Source organism: Peribacillus sp. NPDC097198, assembly GCF_044762055.1.
GTDB lineage: Bacteria > Bacillota > Bacilli > Bacillales > DSM-1321 > Peribacillus.
Map to the genome: position 1 here is coordinate 97,982 of NZ_JBIWDO010000009.1, position 21,750 is coordinate 119,731.

Consider the following 21,750-nt stretch of genomic DNA (forward strand, 5'->3'; position numbering starts at 1 on the left):
AAACAACAAAACATTTTGTAATTGAAGGTAGTAACATAGTTTTAGTTCTATTTTCCTTGCAGTAGATAAAACGTAATAAATCGAAAAAATATTTTTAAGATTTTGGGGGGATTGTGTGATGAAGACTATGCGACAACTAGATAACCTTAATGAAATAGATAGTATTCTTAAGCAAATGGTTCGAAATTCTTATGAAGAGGCAAGGGAAGAAGGAGAATTGTTATGTATGGAATGTGGAGACGTAGATTTATATATTGCAGCTTCGAACCATGCACGGCTACAGGATGCGATTAATATGAATTTTCGAATTGATGAGTCCGGTGAAATCATCGAACACGAAGAATATCAGCAACTTATGGATGAGCTTTCTGAGTACTTTCTGGAATTACATAAGGACAGTGAATTATTTGATTTCTTTCCTGCGGGTTCTTATGAAGTCAAAGGTGATGAGCGAGAGTCAGAAACAGATATGCTAGGTCCAAAGGGTTTATTTTCAGCACCATTTGAGGATTCTATTATAAAGGAATAAATGGTGAGAACAAGGAGTCTGAAGGGGTATAAAAAGGAGGGGCAGAAACGATTTATTATTTCTGCCCCTCCTTTTTCCATTACTTTACTAGAAAAAGATCTATTTAGAGCAGCACTCCTTCATTTAGTCTAATAACGTGTTGTTCTGTACGAAATATGATAAAATTCGACTTTATTAAAAATGAATAAGGTAGAAAAAATAACAAATATAAGTTTTTATGGAAATTATATGAAGAATTGGATATAATAAAAAGTGTTATAGTAAATGAATTTTTTTAGAATTAATAGTTTGATATAACTTTCAGAAGAGTTCTCTCTTAAGAAAATTATACATAGGTATAGAATGAAGTAAACTAAGATGGCCGGTATCAAAATTATTGCATTTTTCGCATTTTAATTCAGATTATTTGGACTATTTTTGTTTTTTTTGAAAAATGTTGCAGGCTAGGGAGGATTAGTTATGATAGTTTTTGATCAGGTTAATAAGTATTTTGGTGATTTTCATGTATTGAAAGATATTAATCTAACAATTAATAAGGGAGAAGTGGTCGTAGTAATCGGTCCATCTGGATCAGGAAAAAGTACGCTTCTTCGTTGTATTAATCGCTTAGAAACCATATCGGAAGGTTCGCTGTCCATCAATGAGATGAATGTTGCGGATAAAAAAACAGACATTAATAAGTTGCGCCAAAACATCGGTATGGTTTTCCAACATTTTCATCTTTACCCTCATAAAACCGTATTGGAAAATATTATGTTGGCACCTAAGAAGGTTTTAGGACAAACGAATGCGCAAGCGGAAAAAATTGCCCAAAAGTATTTGGATAAAGTCGGGATCTCGGATAAGGCGAATTCTTATCCTTCACAGCTTTCCGGTGGACAGCAGCAACGTGTTGCCATTGCCAGAGGACTGGCAATGGGACCAGAAATCATGTTGTTTGATGAACCTACCTCAGCCTTGGATCCAGAAATGATCGGCGAGGTACTTGATGTGATGAAAAAGCTTGCTCTAGAAGGAATGACGATGGTCGTGGTCACACACGAAATGGGATTTGCCCGTGAAGTGGCGGACCGAATCGTATTCATGGATGAGGGCAGGATTTTGGAGGAGGCAATACCGGCTGATTTTTACGAAAACCCTCACGAAGAGAGGGCGCGTCTATTTCTCAGCCGTATATTAAATCATTAAATAAAAAATAGGGGGGATTTACATGTTGAAGAAAAAGAGATGGTTACAATTATCATTGCTTTCAGTACTGGCTGTCATACTATTAGCGGGTTGTGGCGGGGAAAAGGATTCTGATGAAGGTAAAGATGGTGGAAGCGGGAACAAAGATAAAGATATTCTAACTCAAATTAAGGATAACGATAAAATCGTATTCGGGGTAAAGAATGATACGCGTCTGTTTGGATTGAAAAACCCAAATACAAAAGAGGTAGAAGGATTTGACATCGACATTGCGAAAGCACTTGCAGCGGAGATCCTTGGTGATGAAGAAAAAGTATTATTCAAAGAAGTAACGTCTAAAACAAGAATGCCTTTATTGAACAATGGGGATATCGATGCGATTGTTGCGACTATGACCATTACGGAAGAACGTAAAAAAGAAGTTGACTTCACTGATGTCTATTTCGATGCTGGACAATCATTACTTGTTAAAAAAGGAAGTGACATCAAAGGTATTGATAATTTAAAAGGTAAAAAGGTATTGGCTGTAAAAGGCTCTACCTCAGCCATAAATATCCGCGAAAAAGCTCCCGAAGCAAATGTTTTGGAATTCGAAAATTATTCGGAAGCATTCGCAGCACTTAAATCAGGTCAAGGTGATGCATTGACGACAGATGATTCCATACTTTATGGTATGGCTGATGAAGATCCAAATTACGAACTTGTTGGCGGCACATTTACGGATGAGCCATATGGAATTGCAGTTAAAAAAGGAAATGAAAAATTTGTAGATGAATTGAACAAAGCTCTTAAATCAATTAAAGACTCCGGGAAATATGATGAAATTCATGATAAGTGGATTAAGCAATAACGTATTCATTTACATGTGGTAAGAAGAAATTGGATTTTTACTTACCTACTAAAAGAATAATATTTGGATCTGTCAGGATGAGCAATTTGCTCATCCTGATTAGTTAGAGGAGAGTGGATGTCTTGCTTGATTTCTCCATTTTGACAGAGAATTTAGATATGTATTTAATGGGTTTTAAAAATACAATCATATCTAGTTTAATTGCTTTAGTATCAAGCTTAATCCTTGGTGTGCTTATTGCTATCATGAGAATCGCTCCGATTAAGCCTCTGAATTGGCTTGGGACCGCATATGTGGAGTTCATACGGAATATACCCTTATTGATCATCACATTTTTCTTTTTCCTTGGCCTGAAATTAAGTGGGTTATATGCAGGTACGTTAGCCTTGACTATATACACATCATCATTTATTGCGGAAGCCATTAGAGCCGGCATTCTTTCGGTATCGAAAGGACAAATGGAAGCAGCCCGTTCTTCAGGACTGACATATGGACAGGCGATGAGATTCATCATCTTGCCACAAGCCGTGAAAATTGTCATTCCCCCTCTTGGGAACCAATTCATCAATCTCGTTAAAAATTCTTCCATTTTAGCAGTCGTTGCTGGATTAGATCTTATGTATCACGGTGATTTAATATCCTCAAGAACCTTTGTAGTGTTCGATGTTTACATTTTCGTAGCAGCGTTTTATTTAATTCTTACCATTCCTTTAAGCCTTGGCGTTGGTTATTTAGAAAAACGTCTGGCTAAGAGTAATTAAGGGAGGTATAAGACATGGATTTTTTAGGAGCATACACACCAGATCATTTAAAGTTTTTATTAGAAGGTTTTTGGGTAACGATTCAGGTGGCTTTTGTATCTATCATTTTAAGTTTTATCATCGGGGGACTAGTCGGCATTTTACGTTATGCAAAGATACCAGTTGTATCACAAATTTTAGCTGTCGGCGTTGAAACCATCCGTAATTTACCATTGTTGTTAATCATTCTTTTTACATATTTAGCGTTGCCTGAAGTAGGAATTAAGTTGGAAATTATTCCAGCTGCGATTGTTGCTTTGACCGTTTTTGAATCAGCCATGATATCCGAAGTAATACGAAGTGGGTTGAAATCAGTTGATAAAGGACAAATGGAGGCAGCTCGTTCATCTGGTTTAAGTTATGTGCAAGCCTTGATACATATCATACTTCCGCAGGCACTACGCCGAATGGTCCCACCTCTAGTGAGCCAATTCATCTCTCTATTGAAAGACACCTCATTAGCGGTAGTGATTTCTTTGCCAGAATTGACCCATCAAGGGCAAATCATCTATGGGCAAGGTCAAAATTTCTTGATTCCAATTTTAATTTTAGTAGCCCTAATGTATTTTGCCGTTAATTTTAGCTTATCTTTAGTGGCCAGGAGACTAGAATTAAAACGTACTTAAATCCTCCGACTCATATTTGAGTCGGAGTTTTTATCATATCTCAGCTATTTTTTCTTTCTATTCCATAGGAGGGGACTCGTAATGAGCGATAATTTGAATCATATGCATTTCAAAATCGTATATATATGAAGAGGAAAGAAGGTGAAAAAGCTGTCTGAAATTAAGCGTACCAATAGCAAAGCACTAGCCTCTTTAATCCTAGGAATTCTATCCCTTCTCATTCCCTTTATCGGAGTTATATTAGGGATATTAGGTCTGATTTTTGCTTCAAATGGTACAAAAGAAATTGTACATTCGGGAGAGCCTGGTATCAATTTGGCGACAGCAGGAAAAGTATGCAGTATTATGGGGATCATTTTTAATATGATCATAGTCCTTATTATCCTCTTATTTTCTATTCCTTCATAAAATAGCGATAATTCTACTTATCTAATTTGAAAATATGAAGATAAAGGAAATACTTCATAAGGATTATTTTGGGAAAATATGTTATGATTGACATGAACTAAATATTAAGGGGGGATGTTGTTTTTGTTCAATCAGATATTTAAGTATCCTGCTGTTTTTTATTATGAAAAGCACCCTTTAATCATGGATTCATTTTCAATTCAAGTGTGTTTTCCTGATTTTAAGAGAAAGGGTTTCACATCTTCCGTTAGCGGAAGAGATAGGGGCGACGCTCTAGCTTGTGCTCAAGAACTATTGTGTTCGATGGTCGAACATTTTATCCATTCAAAGAAACTAATCCCTGATGCAACTAAAATGGAAAAAGTGAATGTAGATCGAGGAATTAATATTTGCGAGGCTGACCCATTTCGCATTGAAATTGAACATATTACTTATGAAAAAGAAAGACAAAGTCTTACCCTACGAAGAGGATAAGGCTTTTTTTCTGTGTGAAAAAGGGATTTCTGTATTTAATCTACGGTTATGGAAAGTATAATGACAATTCATTTTGAATGGCAGAGGTTCTTTTTGAACGTACCTCCGAAAGGGGAGTAGAGCTTCGCACTTTAACGGTTTCAAATGGCGAGCATTTAGGAATAAGATGTATGAGGGGTTATTTAAATAGGCTATCATGCCTGTCTTTCTTCGAATTTATTGAAAAATGGTAATTACTTCGTTTAATCATTCTTAGGTAGAAAAGTATTCTTATCCACTGGGAGACCAAGAAATTATAGCTTAGTTTTGTCATATTAACTTGATGCATCAATGGTGTTATTGATACTAGCCAATTTATATAGAGAATAGAAACAATTATTTTTATTTTTGAAAGGATATTGAGTTCTTTATAACGAATATGTATAGTGTAGATAATATAGGTAAAAAGTATCAATAATATGGAGGTGTATTAGTGAAGTATTATATAGCATCGGATGAAAAAAATATAAAGCAAGTTAAATCATTAATAAAGAAATTGAATGCAAAGGGGTTCTCATGTGTAAATGAGTGGAATCTTTTTGACAAGAATGGTAATAAAGAAACCAATAGTTTAGGGGATTATGAAAAGGAAGGAATAGATGAAGCGGATTTTATGTTAATCTTTCTTACTGCGGGAAAGGGAAACCTTTATGAACTAGGATATGCCCTTTCTTTAAATAAAAAAATAGTTGTGTATTCGCCTGAAAAAGAGAATTATCATATTAACAAAAAATCAATATTCCATAATATCCCTGGTGCCATCATCTGCAGCGGGACTTTATATAAGTTGGTGAAATTAATTCAATCACTTGCCCCAGCAGAACAAGATGATCCAAGTCCTATGAATTCTTAATAATGTCTTTTGTATAAACAGTTGAATATACCCCCAAAAAAATAAAAATCAAAACGTAATGTTTAGTATATAAAAATATCGGGTATAGGTTACTAAAAAAGGGAGGAAGTTTATTTGGCTACTATAGACATTGATAAGTTATTACTAGCTACTGAAGAAATGGCCGAAGAATCAATTCCAGTTCATCTCTATACATTTGACATTGATAAGTTATTAGATAAGACGGATAATTGGTAAAGAAAAGCATGTCGCAATGGATATGCTTTTTTCTTTTGTAAATAAGTTTAACCTGATTACCAATATTACAAGAGTAAGTAATCAGGCATATGAGAATAGAATGAATAGTAGTGGAAATTAAAAAACGCGGCCCTTTACAAATCCTAAAATAACAAACATGGAGATAGTTCCGACAACAAAAACTGATTCAATAATCGTTAAGAGAAGTCCATCATACATCTGTATTTCCTCCTTATATGTAGTGTGTGATCATGCTTAAATCAACATCTGTTTATTTGTAAATTATAACATGAAATTCATAAATTTAGTTGGGGAAAAGTGTCTAAATGTATAAAAATGTATCATTCTACTAGTCATTGGATTTTTAGTTTATCACTGCTAAGAGTTTTTATCCCTCACAGTTTTTTGTTCTTAAAATTCTACATAGTTCTAACGCCTCTTTAAGAATGGAGGTTAAATTTCATGTTTTTTATACATACTTATTTAGAAGCATACAGGAAATTGGGCACCGTAAGAGGGCAAATGACATATAATGAAGAAGGAATGTAGGAGGTGAAAAGTACTTGTCTCGCAAAGTGGAGGATTACCTCGAACAAGGAATTTATGGAACAAAAGAAATCAAGCCGGGTGAACGTAGGGAGTTTCTTGGGACGTTACGGGAAAGAGTCATTATCGTATTAACAAAACCACAAGTCTTTGAAAACAATCTATATCCAGAAATAGAAAATAGGATGAAACAATATCCACGGGCTAATTTACTTCTGAATGGTCAAATGGATTATCAGTACTTAGGGAAATACATTAAATTATCTAATCAATATAAGATTCCGTACAAGATTGTTTTAAATAAGGAATACAATTCCGATTTAGGTCTGGTATTGGCCGAAAAAAATGCTATTGATAAAGGGAATATTTATATTGAGAAAGAGAAAGAAAAGAGTAAACCTAAAACTGTTAAGAAGAATAGTTTAAAAGCAAGGATTAAGAGATATGTAAAAAAAGTACTAAAGAAATCACGATAAGAGCAATCTAGCGAAGGTGTGGGAATAGTCTATGGAAAAAAACCTCAGAAAGAGGGACCAATAATGGGCCCTCACCATAGAACATATATATTTATGTTCGTTTCTTTCTCAATCTATAAAACTTCCTAAAGTTACCGATGGTGGTTTTTAGGACTGAGTAAACAGGAATTGCAATTAACATACCGATGAACCCATATATTGAACTGGCAACGAGGAGCAGCAAGATAATCGTTAATGGGTGAATGTTAAGTCTCTTTCCCATAATGTTTGGAGTAATTAGGTGACCTTCGATTTGCTGAACCACTATAAAGACAACGATGACTTTTATCGCCAAACCAACATCTGTTTGCAAAGCGATGAATATAGCTGGAAGTACACTTATCAGTGGGCCTAGGAAGGGTACAATCGTAAATACCATAGCTATAAGGGCAAATACTAATGCATAATCGAGTCCAATGATGAGGTATCCGATATATAATAAGACCCCAATTACGATTGATACGATGAATTGGCCGATAATATAGGTCGATAGAGTCTTATCGACGTCTTTTAATATAGTGTTTCCCTCTGCCTCCACTTCTTTTGGAATAAACTTTAATAAGAACGGCCTTAATTTTTCGCCATCTTTCAGAAAATAAAATAAAATGAACGGGGTTATGACTATAACAGTTAGAACACTTGTTACTGTAGTGAAAATGGTGTTGATATTTACCATGATCTTATCTGAAAAATTCTTAAAATAGGTTACGGAGTTCTCTTTAAGGGTTTTTATATTTACCATGCCAAAATCATTTTTCTCTATCACATGTTCGACATCTTCGGATTGTTCAGAAAGTTCCTTGACTTTACCTGGGAATTGATCCGATAATTTTTGGAATTGATCAACGAGAACTGGGCTTCCAAAGTAACTGCCATAACCAATTGCACTAAATATTATCAGAAAAACTAAGGAAATACTCAAAGTTTTAGGAATGAACTTGCTTAGAAACTGAACAACCGGCCTTAATATGTAATATAACAATCCAGCTAATAGGATGGGGAAAAATACGGCCGCAATGATATTTTGAATGGGTCTAAAAACATATTCTATCTTACCAAGTAATACAATGATAAGTATGGTTAAAATAATCCCTGTTGCATATTTAAAAAAAGGTTTGTTTATCCACACAATTGAATTCCCCCTTCTACATCTACTTTTACTATCACTATTTCCCTTGAATGACGCTATACTAAACTTTTATGCCATTTTCAGTGGTTTTCGATAGAGTAGAAATGAATGGACAAATTCTTCAATATTTTATATAAAGGCTCTGTTAAAGGTCTGATATTCACTTTAAATGTTCTATGATGGAATTATCAAATATGAATGGAGACAACTATGAGAGCAACTGAAATCCTTAAATTCATCCAAAAACGTAATCCAGCAGAAAAGCATCGGTTGTGCCTACCACCGCAGCCTTAAAGGATGGATACAGCGATTTAACGGTGTAGCAACCAAATGTCTAAATAATTACCTCGCTTGGTTACACCTATTAGAAAGTATCCATCCTCAAAGAAGAAGTCACAATGAAAGATATACTAGTTAAGGGGAATTTAATTCCAAATAAAGAAATATATATAGTGCAATTGGGTTATCTGAGTTCGAGATATAAACTATATATTTAACCAAATGGAGTTATATCTGGAATAAGTAAAATATTTTTTGCTCGGGGGAAAACACTTGAGAAAAATCACCTTATCTAATGGAGGAACGGTAGAAGTTGAGTGTCTTAGTTGTGCATTAACAAGTGGAGTAGTTGAACCAGATGGCGGCGTGATCATTGAAACAGAGCTCTTTCACGCCCATCAAGATGTCGCATATCCAATTAGAGGGCTAATAATTTTAGCTTCTAAAAGACACATCAAATGTCTAGATGATTTAACCGAGTCTGAAAGATTAGACTATATAAACATTTTAGCAAGGATAAGAAAAGCACAAAGAGACGTTTTAGGAATTGAATATGTCTATTATTTTTACAATGAGGACACCACCCATCATTTTCATACTTGGATGGTTCCAAGATATGAATGGATGTATATTCGGGCGTTCAGTTGAGTCAGTTCGACCAGTATAACTTCACGCTAGAAATGAAATGAATGACAAGGAAAATGTTGAAGAAGTTATGGAAGCCATCAACATTCTTACCGAAGAACTAAATAAATAATTTAATAGAACTTCCGTTTTTAAGAAGTTCTACTTTTTTAAAATCAAAATTTAACTTAAACTATAACTAAGCCTATATAAAAAAAAGACCTCCATGTAAAATAGAGATCTAATCCGAACCTTATGATGACTTTTTCAAACTTTGTACTTCTTTTGCGGGTTGTTTTTCAGAACGTCCAAAAGCACCGTAGTAAAGACATCCTACCAATATTCCCCCACCGACAGCGTTACCTAGAAATACGGGAATGAAATTCATGATATAATCTCCCCAAGTAAGTGCACCTGCGAAAATACCAGCTGGAATGATGAACATATTGGCTACAACGTGTTGGAATCCAATAGCGATGAAGGCTGTAATTGGTAAGAACAAACCAACAATTTTACCAGTAGTGTCTTCTGCGCTATAGCTCATCCAAATAGCCAATGCTACAAGCCAGTTACATCCTATTGCAGAGATGAAAGATTCAATAAAACTTGCATCAACCTTTGAGTTGGCAGCTGCAATGGTTTTATCCAGGAAAACCCCTGTTTCGGTCAAACCAAGAAGGTGTCCGAATACGTATGCTACAAAGACGGAGCCTATTAGGTTTGTAACGGCAATTAAAATCCAGTTAATCGTCAATTGTTTAACAGTGACCTTTTTAGCTAGTGCTGCCATTGAGACTGCCATCATGTTTCCTGTTAGCAATTCTGCGCCTGCAACGACCGTAAGGATTAATCCTAGCGGGAAAACTAATCCGCCTATAAGATTATTCAGTGTACCCCATTCTGGCGGTAATCCGGCCGTAACGCGGATGTAAAATAGAAAACCTAAGGCAATAAACGCGCCTCCAAGGAATCCTAAAATTAAAATGCTTCTTAGTGGCAACGTGGCTTTCTTTTTCCCTGCATTGATTGCAATTTGCGCCATTTGTTGCGGGTTGTTATAACTCATTTTGCTCCCCCTTGAAAAATACTTTCTCTATTTTTTATTTTTTAGTAGTTAAGAGGCAAGGACTTACTTACCATATAAACAATACCATCAGTTATTATACACTTCTATTTAGATTTTTCTATAACAAAATAACATTTTTTTATTTTTTTTAAAAAAAAGATAGATTTTAATGGGGTTTTGGGGGTTTTGAGAAAAATTAATAAATATATTGAAAAAATAAAATAATGAAAAAATAACCAGATGCATAGTGTGCCTTGGTAAAGGATGTAATCCTCAGGCAGCTAAAAAGGCATTATCAAAAGCATGTTGCCCAAAGGGCCTGCTTCGATAATGCCTTTTTTAGCTTATTCAGTTGATGAATCAAGGCTCATGTCAGGAGATTTTTTCCACTGGAGCCTTGAATCCTTGTTGTTCCTGTGCGTTTCTCATTTTCTTGATATCTAAACGAAGCATTATTGAGATGACGAATGCAATCGTGATCAAGACTGCGAAAACGTAAAACACAGGAATGTAGCTATTTGTACTTTCTCTGATATAAGTTACCAACATAGGTCCACAAACTCCACCAAGAGACCAAGTTGTTAATAGGTAACCATGGATTGCACCGATTTCTTTCGTTCCGAATAAATCACCGGCAAATGCAGGGAGGTTAGAGAACCCTCCTCCATAACAACTAACAACGAGTAAAATCAGACCTTGGAATAATAAGGAGTTGGTAGTGGTCGGAAGTAATAGGAATGCCGCAATTTGGATGATGAAGAAAATGACGAAAACATTAGGACGACCGATATAATCGGAAGCGGCTGCCCAGCCAAGTCTTCCACCACCATTGAAAATCCCCATGATACCAACTAGGGTAGCCGCCCCAGCAACTGAAAGCCCGACTACATCCTGAGCCATGGGAGAAGCTACTGATATCATCATGATTCCTGCACTAGTGTTGATCAATTTCATGAACCATAACATCCAAAAGTGTTTTGTTCTAACCGCTTCCTTCGCGGTAGATTGTCTTAAATCTTTTTTCAATTCCTTTTTTCCTGATTCGATGTCTTGTTTCATGCCTTCTGGAATCCAACCTGCTTTGGGCGGTGCAATATAAGAAGCACCTAAAAACATTAGGATGAAGTATCCAGCGCCTAAAATATAATAGGTAGTAGATATTCCTACAGACTGCATAAGGCTAGCTGCAACAGGCGCCGTAATAAGTGCACCTGCACCGAAACCGAGCACTGCCATCCCAGTTGCAAGTCCTCTTCTGTCAGGGAACCATTTAACAAGGGTCGAAACTGGTGATATGTAACCGATACCCATTCCTAATCCGCTTAAAAACCCATAGGTAAGGAGGTAAAGTGGAAGCGAATCAATCATAATCGCCACGCCAGATCCGGCTTGACCTAAACCAAATAGTACCGCGGCAACCATGGCTGACTTCCTTGGTCCATTTTTTTCTACGAACTTTCCAAAGAAAGCTGCAGAGGTCCCTGCAAGTGCCATCATTATAGTAAACGCTAAAGTAACTTCAGTCTCTGACCAGCCCATTGCTTCTACTATGGGCTTTTTGTAAACACTATAAGCATATGCCCCTCCTATAGAAAGGTGGATAGCGATAGCTGATAAAGCGATTAACCATCTGTTTTTTGTCATGTTGGTACCCCTTTTCACAGTTATGAGAAAGATTCATGCGTTTTATCTATGGTTCGTTAAGTTATATGCATTTTATCTATCTCGTTGCCTTAGTATATAAGATTATTATTTACTAGTAAACTACTAAATTAAATTTTTTTAATAAAAATGAGATTAAATGACAGTAAGCCTTAATTAAGGGAGTGTTTTTGTAAAAGAGTTTATAGAAGAAACATACACACCATTAAATTTTGAGAGAAAAGAATTTTTTTAATTAATATGTAGGGATAGGAGATAATAATCAATTAAACTGGATAATTTGCTAGCTGAAAACATATAAATATTCAATAAACGATAGCAGGGGAGGGAATGATATGACCAAATAACTTACATAATAGAATGGATTTTCCTCTAAATGACGAAAAAATTAGATGAAAACGAAATTTTATTTAAAAAATTCGGAAAATTTAGTTATAAGGGCTTGAACTATGAAACCTTATAGGAGTAAACTAATTAAGATAGGTTTTATGGAAGTGAAATCTTGTAAAAATATTCAACAAGGGGTTTTGGTAATGAAGGAACAAGACATGCAAATCACGCTTAGTACAACGAAGAAAGAAAAGCCAAAGGCTGAACAGCTGGAGTTCGGTAAAACATTTACCGATCATATGTTTATTATGGACTATACACAAGGGCAAGGGTGGCATGATCCAAGAATTGTTCCTTATCAACCGCTCGAATTAGAGCCTTCATCAATGATATTTCATTATGGACAATCTGTATTCGAAGGATTAAAAGCATATGTAACAGATGAAGACGAAGTTATCTTATTCCGTCCGGAAAAGAATTTCCAACGCTTAAATAATTCAAATGATCGTTTATGTATCCCTCATGTAGATGTCGACTATGCATTGAAGGCGTTAAAAACGTTAATTAGTATTGATAACGACTGGATTCCTAGAGCAGAGGGTACATCATTATATATACGTCCTTTCATTATTGCGACGGAACCTTATTTAGGAGTTTCTCCATCAGACCGTTACAAATTCATCATCATTATGTCGCCGGTAGGTTCTTATTATAAAGAAGGTATTCACCCAGTGAAAATAGCGGTTGAGTCATCCTTTACGCGTGCAGTGAATGGAGGTACTGGAGAAGCTAAAACCGGAGGAAACTATGCTTCGAGCCTTAAAGCTCAGGAGGTTTCCGAAAAGCTTGGTTATTCGCAAGTTCTATGGCTTGATGGAGTGGAGAAGAAATATATCGAAGAAGTGGGAAGCATGAATGTTTTCTTTAAAATCAATGGGGAAATTATTACTCCAGCTTTAAATGGTAGCATTCTTCCGGGCATCACTCGCGATTCCATTATTGAATTGTTAAAACATTGGAACCTTCCAGTGAGTGAAAAGCGAATTTCCATGCAGGATGTCTATGATGCCTATAAATCAGGTCAATTAGAAGAAGCATTCGGTACTGGAACTGCAGCCGTCATTTCTCCTATAGGTGAATTCCTATGGAATGGTGAAGAAATGGTCGTTCAAAATGGTGAAACGGGTGAACTATCCAAAAAACTATATGAAACGCTAACTGGAATTCAAACAGGTAAAATTCAAGATGAATTGGGTTGGACTACGAAAGTTGAAGAAAAAATTACTCTCTAAGATTTTGAAGTTATACAGAAATGAGTCGGAATGTTAGGAAAAAACATTTTGCCTTCATCAAAAGGGGTTTGGAATGATTTATTTCCAGACCCCTTTTTAAAATTTTGGAATAACAGGATACCATGTTCAATATAGTTTAGTTAAGAATGGGGAAGATATGTTTATTCTGGAATGAGGAGCCACACTTTATATAACATTACTTTTGGACTTTTAGGTTTTCTTTGGCCATTTCAACAAGTGACTTAACCATATTACCTCCCAAATGACCGCCAATTTTACCAGCTTGCTTTGCTGTCATTTGGCCATTATACCCTTTTTTTAAAGGAATGCCGACTTCATTGGCAGCTTCAAATTTCGCCTCCTCATGGGTTCTTGATCCAGCAACTTTGGCTTTTAGTTGATTAAGGTCTGCTCGGGCTTCTTCTACTAGGATTTTATTTCTTCTTGACACCGATTATCACCCCTTTATTTTAGGCTGTCCAAAAGGTAAAAAAAACATCATATGCTCATGCTAGTGATCGATTGAAAAATTTTCATATGAACTCTTCTATTTGTCATTTCAAATAACGAACAAAAGGAAAGGTAAAGGGAAATTTTAACGTGGAATGTCAATAATTGCAGTCACCTCGGACGTTTTACTTTTTAGGCAACGGGTACATAAATATAAATAATATTTGTGAGGAGTAGTGAAATGCTGACTGCGAATTCTTGTTTATTAACGAAAGAAGACATGACGAACCCAAAAAGAGTACCACAATGGGTGATTAAAGAATATCAAACTTTCCATGATACGGTAACAGACAAGACTTTTCCTTGTTATTTTGGCATGAAGGCAGAAAATAAAGGTGAACTGCGTTATGCATATATCACTCAGGAAGATTGGTCCAATCTCCCAAAGGCTGTAGAAAAATTTCTGCAATTATTTCAGGAGCCTCCATATATTAGGCATGGTCTTTTTGTTTTCATGGAGCCGGAAAAAGAAGAAGGTGACTTGGAATTATATCGTAAGCGATTTTGGGATATCCTTCAATATTTACATGCCCATGATCATACACCTTGGCCGATAGAGAAGCCAAAGGATCCTGAACATTATCTGTGGGACTTTCATTTTGCAGGGGAACCCATCTTTATTTTTGGAAATGCACCGGCATATAAACAGCGTAAAACGCGTGATTTAGGTAATAGCCTCGTCCTAGGATTTCAACCTCGAATGATATTTGAAGGGTTAGAAGGAACGGAAAAGGGAGGAATCATGTCACGTGAAAAGGTAAGGGAACGAGTCGAAAAGTGGGATAACCTGCCCACGCATCCAGACATCAGTCATTATGGAGATGTCAACCACAATGAATGGAAACAATTCTTCATAGGTGATGATAGCGAACCAATCCTTGGGAAATGTCCGTTTCATCACAAAGATTCCAAGTAAACGAGGGCAAGATGCTCTCGTTTTTTCATTATCTGCTTCTTGAAATGGATAGTGAGATTTAATCCAAATAACAATAAAAAAAATCCTCAACCATGCATTTCTGTGCAGGTTTTCCGGAAAGTCGCTTATAATAAGAGGATAAGGGATATGAAAGGGAGTGTTATCATGAAAACATTCAAGACACGTGAAGAAGTAAAACAGGAAGAAACGTGGAATCTTACTGATATTTATAAAAACCAGGATGATTGGGAGAAGGATTTTCAAGAAGTCCTTACTGTAACTGATACATTAAAGGCTTTTGACGGTCATATTCATACAGCTCAAGAGTTGTTTGATTACTTACATTTAAGTGAAGAAATCGGATATACCTATAATAAACTCTATGTGTTTGCCATGCTCCAAGCGGATTTGGATACCCGTGTCACCTCATCTCAGGCACTACTTGACCGAGCAGGTCAGTTAGGCAGAAAGATTAGCAGTGCATCTGCCTTCTTTATGCCATTCTTACTAAGCTTAGATGAAAAAACACTTAAAAGATACATAGCAGAAGTAGAGGGATTAAAATACTTTGAGGAAGATTTACTTGATTCATACCGTTATAAAGCCCATGTGTTATCGAAGGAACAAGAAGAAGTACTTTCCCAAATAGGTGAAGCATTTTCAGCTCCGCAAAAAACTTTCGGGATGATTAACAATGCGGATATTAAATTCGGTGAAGTGACAGATGAAAAAGGTCAAAAAGTAGAGTTGACCCGCGGAATGTATTCAAAATTAATAGAAGATGATGACAGGGAAAAGCGGAAAGAGGCCTATTTGGCTTATTACCAACCTTATTTACAATTAAAAAATACAATAGCTTCCACTCTTTCAACGGCAATAAGAAATAATGTCAACTTATCGAAGCTTCGGAACTATCCATCCGCTTTAGAGAAATCCCTATTCGGGGACAAAGTGCCAAAAGAAGTGTACGATAATCTGATCACGTCCACAAAAGAAAATATCGAACCCATGCATAAATATATCGCTTTGCGCAAAAAGGTATTGGGTGTGGATGAATTGCGTGCATATGATTTAAGCGTGCCACTTGTTGAAGGCGCTAAAGAAGACATTACCTATGATGATGGATTTGCATTAATGATCGATGCGTTGAAGCCATTAGGTGAGGAATATGTGGAAATCCTAAAAAGCTTTAAGGAAAACCGCTATTATGATGTAAGGGAAACACCGGGAAAACGGTCTGGAGCCTATAACTTGGGACTTTACGGTGTGCATCCATTCATATTGCTGAATCACCGTGACGATCTTGACAGTGTGTTTACACTAGCTCATGAGTCCGGGCATGGCATGCATTCGTACTTCAGCTCAAAATATCAACCAAAAATCACAGCTGGTTATTCCATTTTTGTTGCGGAGGTAGCTTCAACCGTAAATGAGATTTTACTGATACGTCATTTACTTAAAACGACCGAGGACCTTCAAAAGAAGAAGCATTTGCTCAATCATTTTATTGATAGCTTTAAAGGAACCTTCTTCACGCAAGTCATGTTTGCTGAATTTGAAAAGATCGTCCATGAAAAGGCGGAAAATGATGAACCTCTTAATGTAGAGGTTTTGAATACAGCTTATGAAGAGATTTTTCGCACGTATAATGGTCCGGAGATCATCTTCAATGAGGAAGTGAAATATGGTTGGTCACGCATCCCTCATTTCTATCGTCCATTTTACGTCTACAAGTATGCTACGGGCTATGTATCTGCCATCACCATTGCGGATAAAATCCTTTCTGGAGACAAAGAGACCCTTGAAAGCTATTTAACGTTCTTGAAAAGTGGCAGCTCGGATTTTCCTTTAGAATTGCTTAAGAAAACCGGAGTGGATTTAACCAAACCGGAACCGATTGAAAATGCGATGAAAATTTTCAGTGATTTGGTTGACCAATTTGCCGAGCTAAACGAGGGCTAATGTACCCATTTCTTCCAAAACAGCCCATGGTACGATGAATGAAAAGATGCTATAGTAAGATTATTGGCAAAAGAGAGGCCCAATCTTCATTGATTGGGTCTTATTCCGTATGTTGAGAGAGTATACACTTTTTTGTGGTCGAATTTCACTCAAAAAAGTATTTTAGTATAGCTTTCTTTTTCATTCATTAGCATAAATTGTGAGGGAACGTGAACAATGAATTCAACGGTAAATTATATAAAAGAATGGCAACAGGCCCTTCAACTTGAAATTCTGCATCTAAAGAAATACGGAAGTACAAAATATTTAGTTTCAAATGGCCATCTCCTTTCAAGTGATGGCTCATTCACCTATTTCTTCGAAACGGGCTCTTCAGTGAAAATTCCGGTCGGGTCGATTGTACGGCTGGAATGGGGAGGAATTAAACAGGATGGGAGGGTTTTGTCGTCAGAAGGAAAAAGCATCATCCTTTCCTTTGAACGGTCATTGGGTGATTTAATAGGGGAAGCATTTCTATACCACGATCCTTGGGAACTTTTAGAGCAACTAATCACAAGGTTAGATGAAGTTAAGAGAAGTAAGAAAAAGAGACTTAGGATTAAGCGTCTTATGGATCCTTCCATGCCACAAAAACATCCTTCCAGCGAGAAACAAAGTAGTGTGAGGGAATTGTATGCACGCTCAAAGTTCAATCCAGTCACATTTGTCTGGGGTCCACCCGGGACTGGAAAGACCTACACATTGGCTCGTACGGCTGCCAACCATTATTTTCAAGGTAAAAAGATACTCGTCCTGTCTCATAGTAATCAAGCTGTTGATGTTTTGATGGCCGAAATTTCTTCATTCATAAAAAGGAAAGAACGTTTTCACGAAGGGGACGTCCTTCGATATGGGTCACAAGTCGGTGAATCCTTAGCAGTTCATGAAGATATTGTAACGGGGCAATTACTAGGGAAGCATGAACCGGACTTATTAGCGGATAAAGAGAAACTTGTAGGAGAAAAACGTTTATTGAAACAGGATTTAGCAGGTTCATTCAGTAAAAGGGACACCGACGAATTGCTTGAATTAGAAAAGAAATTGGCACGGATTTTGGAGAAAATTCGTCAAAAAGAGATAGAATTCCTAAAAGAAGCCAAAATAATCGGGACGACCCTGGCAAAAGCCGCTAAAGATGAAACGTTATACACAAGGGAATATGACTTGATCATTTTGGATGAAGCCAGCATGGCATACGTACCGCAAGTAGCATTTGCTGCGGCTTTATCTAAACACATTTTAGTTTCAGGTGATTTCAAACAGCTTCCACCTATCGCAGCAGCCCGTGATTCCTTAGTGAAACTTTGGTTGAAAGAGGATATATTCCATAGGGCTGGAGTTGCGCAATCAGTTGAAGAAGGGACGCTTCATCCACATTTATTCCTTTTAAAAGAACAGCGCCGTATGCATCCAGAGATTTCGGCCTTTACAAACCGTGTTGTCTACAACAATTTTGTGGGAGATCATGAAAGTGTTTCGATAAGCAGAGAAAGTATCAGGGCTGCGGAACCGTTTGCCAACAAGGCTTCTGTTCTTCTTGATACGAGCTGTTCTGGTGAATATTGCATGACGGAGCGTACTTCCCACTCAAGGATGAATCTTTGGCAATTATTATTATCATTTCAGCTGATTCATGAAGCATATGTTGATGGTGCTAAATCGATTGGTTATGTGGCACCATATCGGGCACAGGCTGAATGGATGGAAAAGCTATTGGATGATCTGTACCGGAACGAACGGCAAACCACTGATATTATTGCTGCAACTGTCCATCGTTTTCAGGGCAGTGAACGTGATGTAATGGTTTTTGATACGGTAGATAGCTATCCACAGGATCGTGCTGGGATGTTATTGACAGGAAGAGAAAGTGAACGGCTCATTAATGTGGCAATAACGCGGACAAAAGGTAAATTTCTGCATGTGTGCGATACTTCTTTTATAAATAAACATGTATATCGTAGTAAAACGCTTCGACAACTTGTGGACCATCAAACGCATAACGGTCAGGTGATTCCAAGGAAAGACATTGGGAAATGGGTGAAACACCAACATTCCAGATTGCAGTGGATGCATGCACGAAAACTGGAAAAAGTCTTGGAGGATCTGGGTAATACCAACCATGAGATGATTATGGCAATCCCTGATGCAAACTTGCTGTCAGATGATTGGAAGCAGATTTTGTTGAAAAGAAACCCCAAGGTGAAGTTGACAATCATATCCGGAAAGAGAAATTCGGATATCCCTTTACATTCCTTTATAAGTTTGCCGGTTTCCTTTTCGTTTATCATCTTCGATAAACGCTTTGTCTGGCTGGGAGTCCCTATTGAGACAAATAATCGAATTCAGCCACCGTTCATATCCGCTCGACTGGATTCGTCAATCATCGCCATGGAACTTTCCTCTCAATTTAAAAGAAATGAATAATTTGACGAAAAGACCCTGATTGGGTCTTTTTTTGTGAATATTTTATAGTTCAACTCGTTAAAATATATGAATAAGTAATTATTTTTGACCAAAAATCATTCATTATCCAATAGATAACCTCGCTAGAATATCATTATCACCCTTTCATCCTGAAATTTGTTCCAATCCTTATCGTCTTAGTTAAGGAATTCAACGTATAAGCCAATTAGGCGACAATTTTCTACCAATGATTTACGATGAAGTATAAAGAGAACATGAAAGGAAGGAAGAAATGAAGCTTAGTATTTTAGATCAATCGCCCATTTCATCTGGCCAAACGGCACAACAAGCTTTACATGATTCACTACTTCTAGCGCAAGAAGGTGATAGACTGGGATACAACAGAATTTGGTTGACGGAACATCACGATTTACCAGGTTTGGCCTGTGCTACACCCGAGGTGATGCTTAGTTACATTGGTACTCAAACGAAGAACATTAGAATTGGGGCAGGTGCTGTTTTACTGCCACATTATAAGCCATATCGAGTGGCTGAAACATTCAACATGCTGGCCACACTTTTTCCAGGGAGGGTCGATCTTGGGATTGGACGTGCCCCAGGTGGTTCTGCAGAAGCAACGATGGCACTGTCAGATAATTATTTGCAAAATGTCTACAAAATGCCAGAGCTAGTACAGGAATTGCTACATTTTCTGAGAGGGGATTTTCCGGAGAATCACCAGTTTTCTAATGTTGCGGCTGCACCTGTCCCAGAGACTTTACCGGAACCATGGATTCTTGGCACAAGTGAAAAAAGTGCGAAGCTTGCTGCGGAGAATGGTGTTGCGTACGCATTCGGCGAGTTCATGAGCCAAAATGATGGTGTGAAAAGTTTACAGCATTATCGCAGCCACTTTCAACCAAAAGGGAACCTTTTGTCCCCGAAAACGATCTTAACGGTATCTGTAATTTGTGCAGAAGATGAACAAAAAGCAAAAGAAATTGCATTGAGCAATACTTTATGGAGAATTCAAAGCTATAAAGGGGAAAGTAGTATGGTTCCTAGTATAGAAGAGGCTAGCGAATATGTATGGACGGATAGGGAAAAAGAATGGAAGAGGAAAATAGATGAAAAGATGATTGTTGGTTCTCCATCACAAGTCAAGCGTCGCCTTTTGGACCTAAAGGAGCAATATCAAGCGGATGAAATCATGATTATCACGATCACACATCTATTGGAAGACCGCTTGAACTCGTTCCGTTTGATTGCCAAGGAGCTTTTTGGAAAGTAAGTATAAGCAATTCATGTGCAATTTCCCTGCATTTTCTATATGATGGCTTTGCGACCATTCATTTTAAAAAGAGAAAGAAGTTGAATATATGAATTATGACACATCAACAAAAAAACTGAGTGATATTTCTTTTTCCGTATTGGACTTAGCCTCCATTATTGAAGGCGGTACAGTATCTGCAGCATTTCATAATACCGTAAACTTAGCCCAGCACGCAGAAGAATGGGGATATCGCCGCTTCTGGGTGGCTGAGCATCATAGCATGCCCGGCATCGCAAGCTCTGCGACTTCCGTGCTAATCGGCCATGTCGCTGGCAAGACGGAGAGAATCCGGGTCGGTTCAGGGGGGATCATGCTTCCGAACCATGCTCCTCTTGTTATTGCGGAACAGTTTGGTACACTTGAGGCGATGTATCCGGGCAGAATAGATTTGGGTCTAGGAAGAGCTCCAGGAAGCGATCAGTATACTGCTATGGCTCTTCGCGGTGATGTCCGTAATAATGGACAGGATTTTCCGGAACAGTTGGAACAGCTTCGCAGCTATCTAAGTGCCGATTCCAAACATAATCGGGTCCGGGCTATACCTGGGGAAGGACAGGATATCCCTATTTGGTTACTCGGTTCAAGCGGATTCAGTGCAGCGCTATCGGCAAAACTTGGTCTGCCTTTCTCATTTGCCAGTCACTTTTCACCCGAAAACACTAAACCGGCATTAGCGCGATATCGGAATAATTTCCACCCTTCCGATGTACTTGATAAACCACATGCGATGGTAGGCATCAATGTATTTGCGGCAGACACTACTGAAGAGGCACACAAAATTGCGACCTCTTATCAACAACAATTCTTAAATTTAATTCGGAATACCCCTGGCCAAATGGCGCCGCCGGTCGATTCGATGGAGGGGCTCTGGACCGAATACGAAAAAGCGATCGTCATGAAGCAATTGAACGCATCAATCATCGGGAATCCGGAACAAGTCAAGGAACAATTACAGGCTTTCCTTGATGAAACACAGGCGGATGAAATGATTATAAACTCGGCGATTTATGATCACGGAGCCCGACTTCGTTCTTATGAAATCGTTGCCGAGATCACTGGAATGAAATGAGGGTTAAAAGAGCTTGCAGAAACACTGCAAGCTCTTTTTTAAAACTGGAAACGGGATATCTTTATTCACTA

The 21,750-nt window shown here is 37.5% G+C and carries 20 protein-coding genes and 2 pseudogenes; 18 read left to right on the plus strand and 4 right to left on the minus strand.

Annotated features, from left to right (window positions below; translation table 11 throughout):
- Positions 1 to 118: 118 nt before the first annotated feature.
- From ACIQXQ_RS16160 to ACIQXQ_RS16205, 10 genes are all read left to right on the plus strand, one after another.
- Positions 119 to 529, plus strand: coding sequence for a hypothetical protein (locus tag ACIQXQ_RS16160; protein WP_402958749.1), 411 nt, complete (start codon positions 119 to 121; stop codon positions 527 to 529).
- 459 nt (positions 530 to 988) lie between these two features.
- On the plus strand, positions 989 to 1,717 hold the full coding sequence (locus tag ACIQXQ_RS16165) for an amino acid ABC transporter ATP-binding protein (RefSeq protein ID WP_402958751.1): 729 nt from the start codon (positions 989 to 991) through the stop codon (positions 1,715 to 1,717).
- Positions 1,718 to 1,739: 22 nt separating this feature from the next.
- Positions 1,740 to 2,567, plus strand: a complete 828-nt coding sequence (locus ACIQXQ_RS16170; protein ID WP_402868641.1) for a transporter substrate-binding domain-containing protein — start codon at positions 1,740 to 1,742, stop codon at positions 2,565 to 2,567.
- A gap of 122 nt (positions 2,568 to 2,689) precedes the next feature.
- Positions 2,690 to 3,328 (plus strand): amino acid ABC transporter permease, encoded by a 639-nt coding sequence (locus ACIQXQ_RS16175; protein ID WP_402958753.1) that lies wholly within the window; start codon positions 2,690 to 2,692, stop codon positions 3,326 to 3,328.
- A 14-nt stretch (positions 3,329 to 3,342) separates the two neighbouring features.
- Positions 3,343 to 3,993: an amino acid ABC transporter permease gene (locus ACIQXQ_RS16180; protein WP_402868637.1), complete on the plus strand. Its 651-nt coding sequence runs from the start codon at positions 3,343 to 3,345 to the stop codon at positions 3,991 to 3,993.
- Between the two features lie 141 nt (positions 3,994 to 4,134).
- Positions 4,135 to 4,401 (plus strand): DUF4190 domain-containing protein, encoded by a 267-nt coding sequence (locus tag ACIQXQ_RS16185; RefSeq protein WP_402958759.1) that lies wholly within the window; start codon positions 4,135 to 4,137, stop codon positions 4,399 to 4,401.
- A gap of 123 nt (positions 4,402 to 4,524) precedes the next feature.
- Entirely contained in the window at positions 4,525 to 4,875 is a 351-nt protein-coding gene (locus ACIQXQ_RS16190) for a hypothetical protein (RefSeq protein ID WP_402958761.1), read from the plus strand.
- A gap of 472 nt (positions 4,876 to 5,347) precedes the next feature.
- Positions 5,348 to 5,767 carry a nucleoside 2-deoxyribosyltransferase gene (locus ACIQXQ_RS16195; protein ID WP_402958762.1) on the plus strand — a complete coding sequence of 140 codons (420 nt, stop codon included), beginning with the start codon at positions 5,348 to 5,350 and terminating at the stop codon, positions 5,765 to 5,767.
- 114 nt (positions 5,768 to 5,881) lie between these two features.
- On the plus strand, positions 5,882 to 6,004 hold the full coding sequence (locus ACIQXQ_RS16200; protein ID WP_402868629.1) for a hypothetical protein: 123 nt from the start codon (positions 5,882 to 5,884) through the stop codon (positions 6,002 to 6,004).
- Positions 6,005 to 6,567: 563 nt separating this feature from the next.
- On the plus strand, positions 6,568 to 7,026 hold the full coding sequence (locus tag ACIQXQ_RS16205) for a YueI family protein (RefSeq protein ID WP_402958765.1): 459 nt from the start codon (positions 6,568 to 6,570) through the stop codon (positions 7,024 to 7,026).
- A 91-nt stretch (positions 7,027 to 7,117) separates the two neighbouring features.
- Here the strand turns inward: ACIQXQ_RS16205 and ACIQXQ_RS16210 are convergent, their stop codons facing one another.
- On the minus strand, positions 7,118 to 8,194 hold the full coding sequence (locus tag ACIQXQ_RS16210; protein WP_402868625.1) for an AI-2E family transporter: 1,077 nt from the start codon (positions 8,192 to 8,194) through the stop codon (positions 7,118 to 7,120).
- A gap of 277 nt (positions 8,195 to 8,471) precedes the next feature.
- Here ACIQXQ_RS16210 and ACIQXQ_RS16215 point away from each other — a divergent pair.
- Positions 8,472 to 8,691, plus strand: a pseudogene (locus ACIQXQ_RS16215) (IS1595 family transposase); the annotation flags it as partial.
- Positions 8,692 to 8,746: 55 nt separating this feature from the next.
- Positions 8,747 to 9,230: pseudogene (locus ACIQXQ_RS16220) on the plus strand (HIT family protein).
- A gap of 120 nt (positions 9,231 to 9,350) precedes the next feature.
- Here ACIQXQ_RS16220 and ACIQXQ_RS16225 read toward each other — a convergent pair.
- Together ACIQXQ_RS16225 and ACIQXQ_RS16230 are read right to left on the minus strand one after the other, a co-directional pair.
- Entirely contained in the window at positions 9,351 to 10,163 is an 813-nt protein-coding gene (locus ACIQXQ_RS16225) for a formate/nitrite transporter family protein (protein WP_402868623.1), read from the minus strand.
- 372 nt (positions 10,164 to 10,535) lie between these two features.
- Entirely contained in the window at positions 10,536 to 11,807 is a 1,272-nt protein-coding gene (locus ACIQXQ_RS16230) for an L-lactate MFS transporter (protein WP_402958780.1), read from the minus strand.
- Between the two features lie 551 nt (positions 11,808 to 12,358).
- Between ACIQXQ_RS16230 and ACIQXQ_RS16235 the strand changes: the two genes are divergently transcribed.
- Positions 12,359 to 13,447: a branched-chain amino acid aminotransferase gene (locus ACIQXQ_RS16235; RefSeq protein WP_402958782.1), complete on the plus strand. Its 1,089-nt coding sequence runs from the start codon at positions 12,359 to 12,361 to the stop codon at positions 13,445 to 13,447.
- A 196-nt stretch (positions 13,448 to 13,643) separates the two neighbouring features.
- Here the strand turns inward: ACIQXQ_RS16235 and ACIQXQ_RS16240 are convergent, their stop codons facing one another.
- Positions 13,644 to 13,898, minus strand: a complete 255-nt coding sequence (locus ACIQXQ_RS16240; RefSeq protein ID WP_402868617.1) for an alpha/beta-type small acid-soluble spore protein — start codon at positions 13,896 to 13,898, stop codon at positions 13,644 to 13,646.
- A 240-nt stretch (positions 13,899 to 14,138) separates the two neighbouring features.
- Between ACIQXQ_RS16240 and ACIQXQ_RS16245 the strand changes: the two genes are divergently transcribed.
- The 5 genes from ACIQXQ_RS16245 to ACIQXQ_RS16265 all read left to right on the plus strand — a co-directional run bounded on the left by ACIQXQ_RS16245 (position 14,139) and on the right by ACIQXQ_RS16265 (position 21,679).
- Entirely contained in the window at positions 14,139 to 14,873 is a 735-nt protein-coding gene (locus ACIQXQ_RS16245) for a YqcI/YcgG family protein (RefSeq protein ID WP_402868614.1), read from the plus strand.
- A 165-nt stretch (positions 14,874 to 15,038) separates the two neighbouring features.
- Complete coding sequence (gene pepF, locus ACIQXQ_RS16250; RefSeq protein WP_402868612.1) at positions 15,039 to 16,835, plus strand: oligoendopeptidase F; 1,797 nt, start codon at positions 15,039 to 15,041, stop codon at positions 16,833 to 16,835.
- A gap of 216 nt (positions 16,836 to 17,051) precedes the next feature.
- Positions 17,052 to 19,298, plus strand: coding sequence for an AAA domain-containing protein (locus ACIQXQ_RS16255; protein ID WP_402958785.1), 2,247 nt, complete (start codon positions 17,052 to 17,054; stop codon positions 19,296 to 19,298).
- A 271-nt stretch (positions 19,299 to 19,569) separates the two neighbouring features.
- Complete coding sequence (locus tag ACIQXQ_RS16260; RefSeq protein WP_402958787.1) at positions 19,570 to 20,568, plus strand: LLM class flavin-dependent oxidoreductase; 999 nt, start codon at positions 19,570 to 19,572, stop codon at positions 20,566 to 20,568.
- 88 nt (positions 20,569 to 20,656) lie between these two features.
- Positions 20,657 to 21,679: an LLM class flavin-dependent oxidoreductase gene (locus tag ACIQXQ_RS16265; protein ID WP_402958789.1), complete on the plus strand. Its 1,023-nt coding sequence runs from the start codon at positions 20,657 to 20,659 to the stop codon at positions 21,677 to 21,679.
- Positions 21,680 to 21,750 lie beyond the last annotated feature (71 nt).

Bases quoted from the DNA above. Each gene is read 5' to 3' on its own strand.
- pepF (WP_402868612.1), top strand. From the start codon at position 15,039: ATGAAAACATTCAAGACACGTGAAGAAGTAAAACAGGAAGAAACGTGG.
- ACIQXQ_RS16225 (WP_402868623.1), bottom strand. From the start codon at position 10,163: ATGAGTTATAACAACCCGCAACAAATGGCGCAAATTGCAATCAATGCA.
- ACIQXQ_RS16170 (WP_402868641.1), top strand. From the start codon at position 1,740: ATGTTGAAGAAAAAGAGATGGTTACAATTATCATTGCTTTCAGTACTG.
- ACIQXQ_RS16255 (WP_402958785.1), top strand. From the start codon at position 17,052: ATGAATTCAACGGTAAATTATATAAAAGAATGGCAACAGGCCCTTCAA.
- ACIQXQ_RS16180 (WP_402868637.1), top strand. From the start codon at position 3,343: ATGGATTTTTTAGGAGCATACACACCAGATCATTTAAAGTTTTTATTA.
- ACIQXQ_RS16230 (WP_402958780.1), bottom strand. From the start codon at position 11,807: ATGACAAAAAACAGATGGTTAATCGCTTTATCAGCTATCGCTATCCAC.
- ACIQXQ_RS16160 (WP_402958749.1), top strand. From the start codon at position 119: ATGAAGACTATGCGACAACTAGATAACCTTAATGAAATAGATAGTATT.
- ACIQXQ_RS16235 (WP_402958782.1), top strand. From the start codon at position 12,359: ATGAAGGAACAAGACATGCAAATCACGCTTAGTACAACGAAGAAAGAA.
- ACIQXQ_RS16265 (WP_402958789.1), top strand. From the start codon at position 20,657: ATGAATTATGACACATCAACAAAAAAACTGAGTGATATTTCTTTTTCC.
- ACIQXQ_RS16260 (WP_402958787.1), top strand. From the start codon at position 19,570: ATGAAGCTTAGTATTTTAGATCAATCGCCCATTTCATCTGGCCAAACG.
- ACIQXQ_RS16245 (WP_402868614.1), top strand. From the start codon at position 14,139: ATGCTGACTGCGAATTCTTGTTTATTAACGAAAGAAGACATGACGAAC.
- ACIQXQ_RS16165 (WP_402958751.1), top strand. From the start codon at position 989: ATGATAGTTTTTGATCAGGTTAATAAGTATTTTGGTGATTTTCATGTA.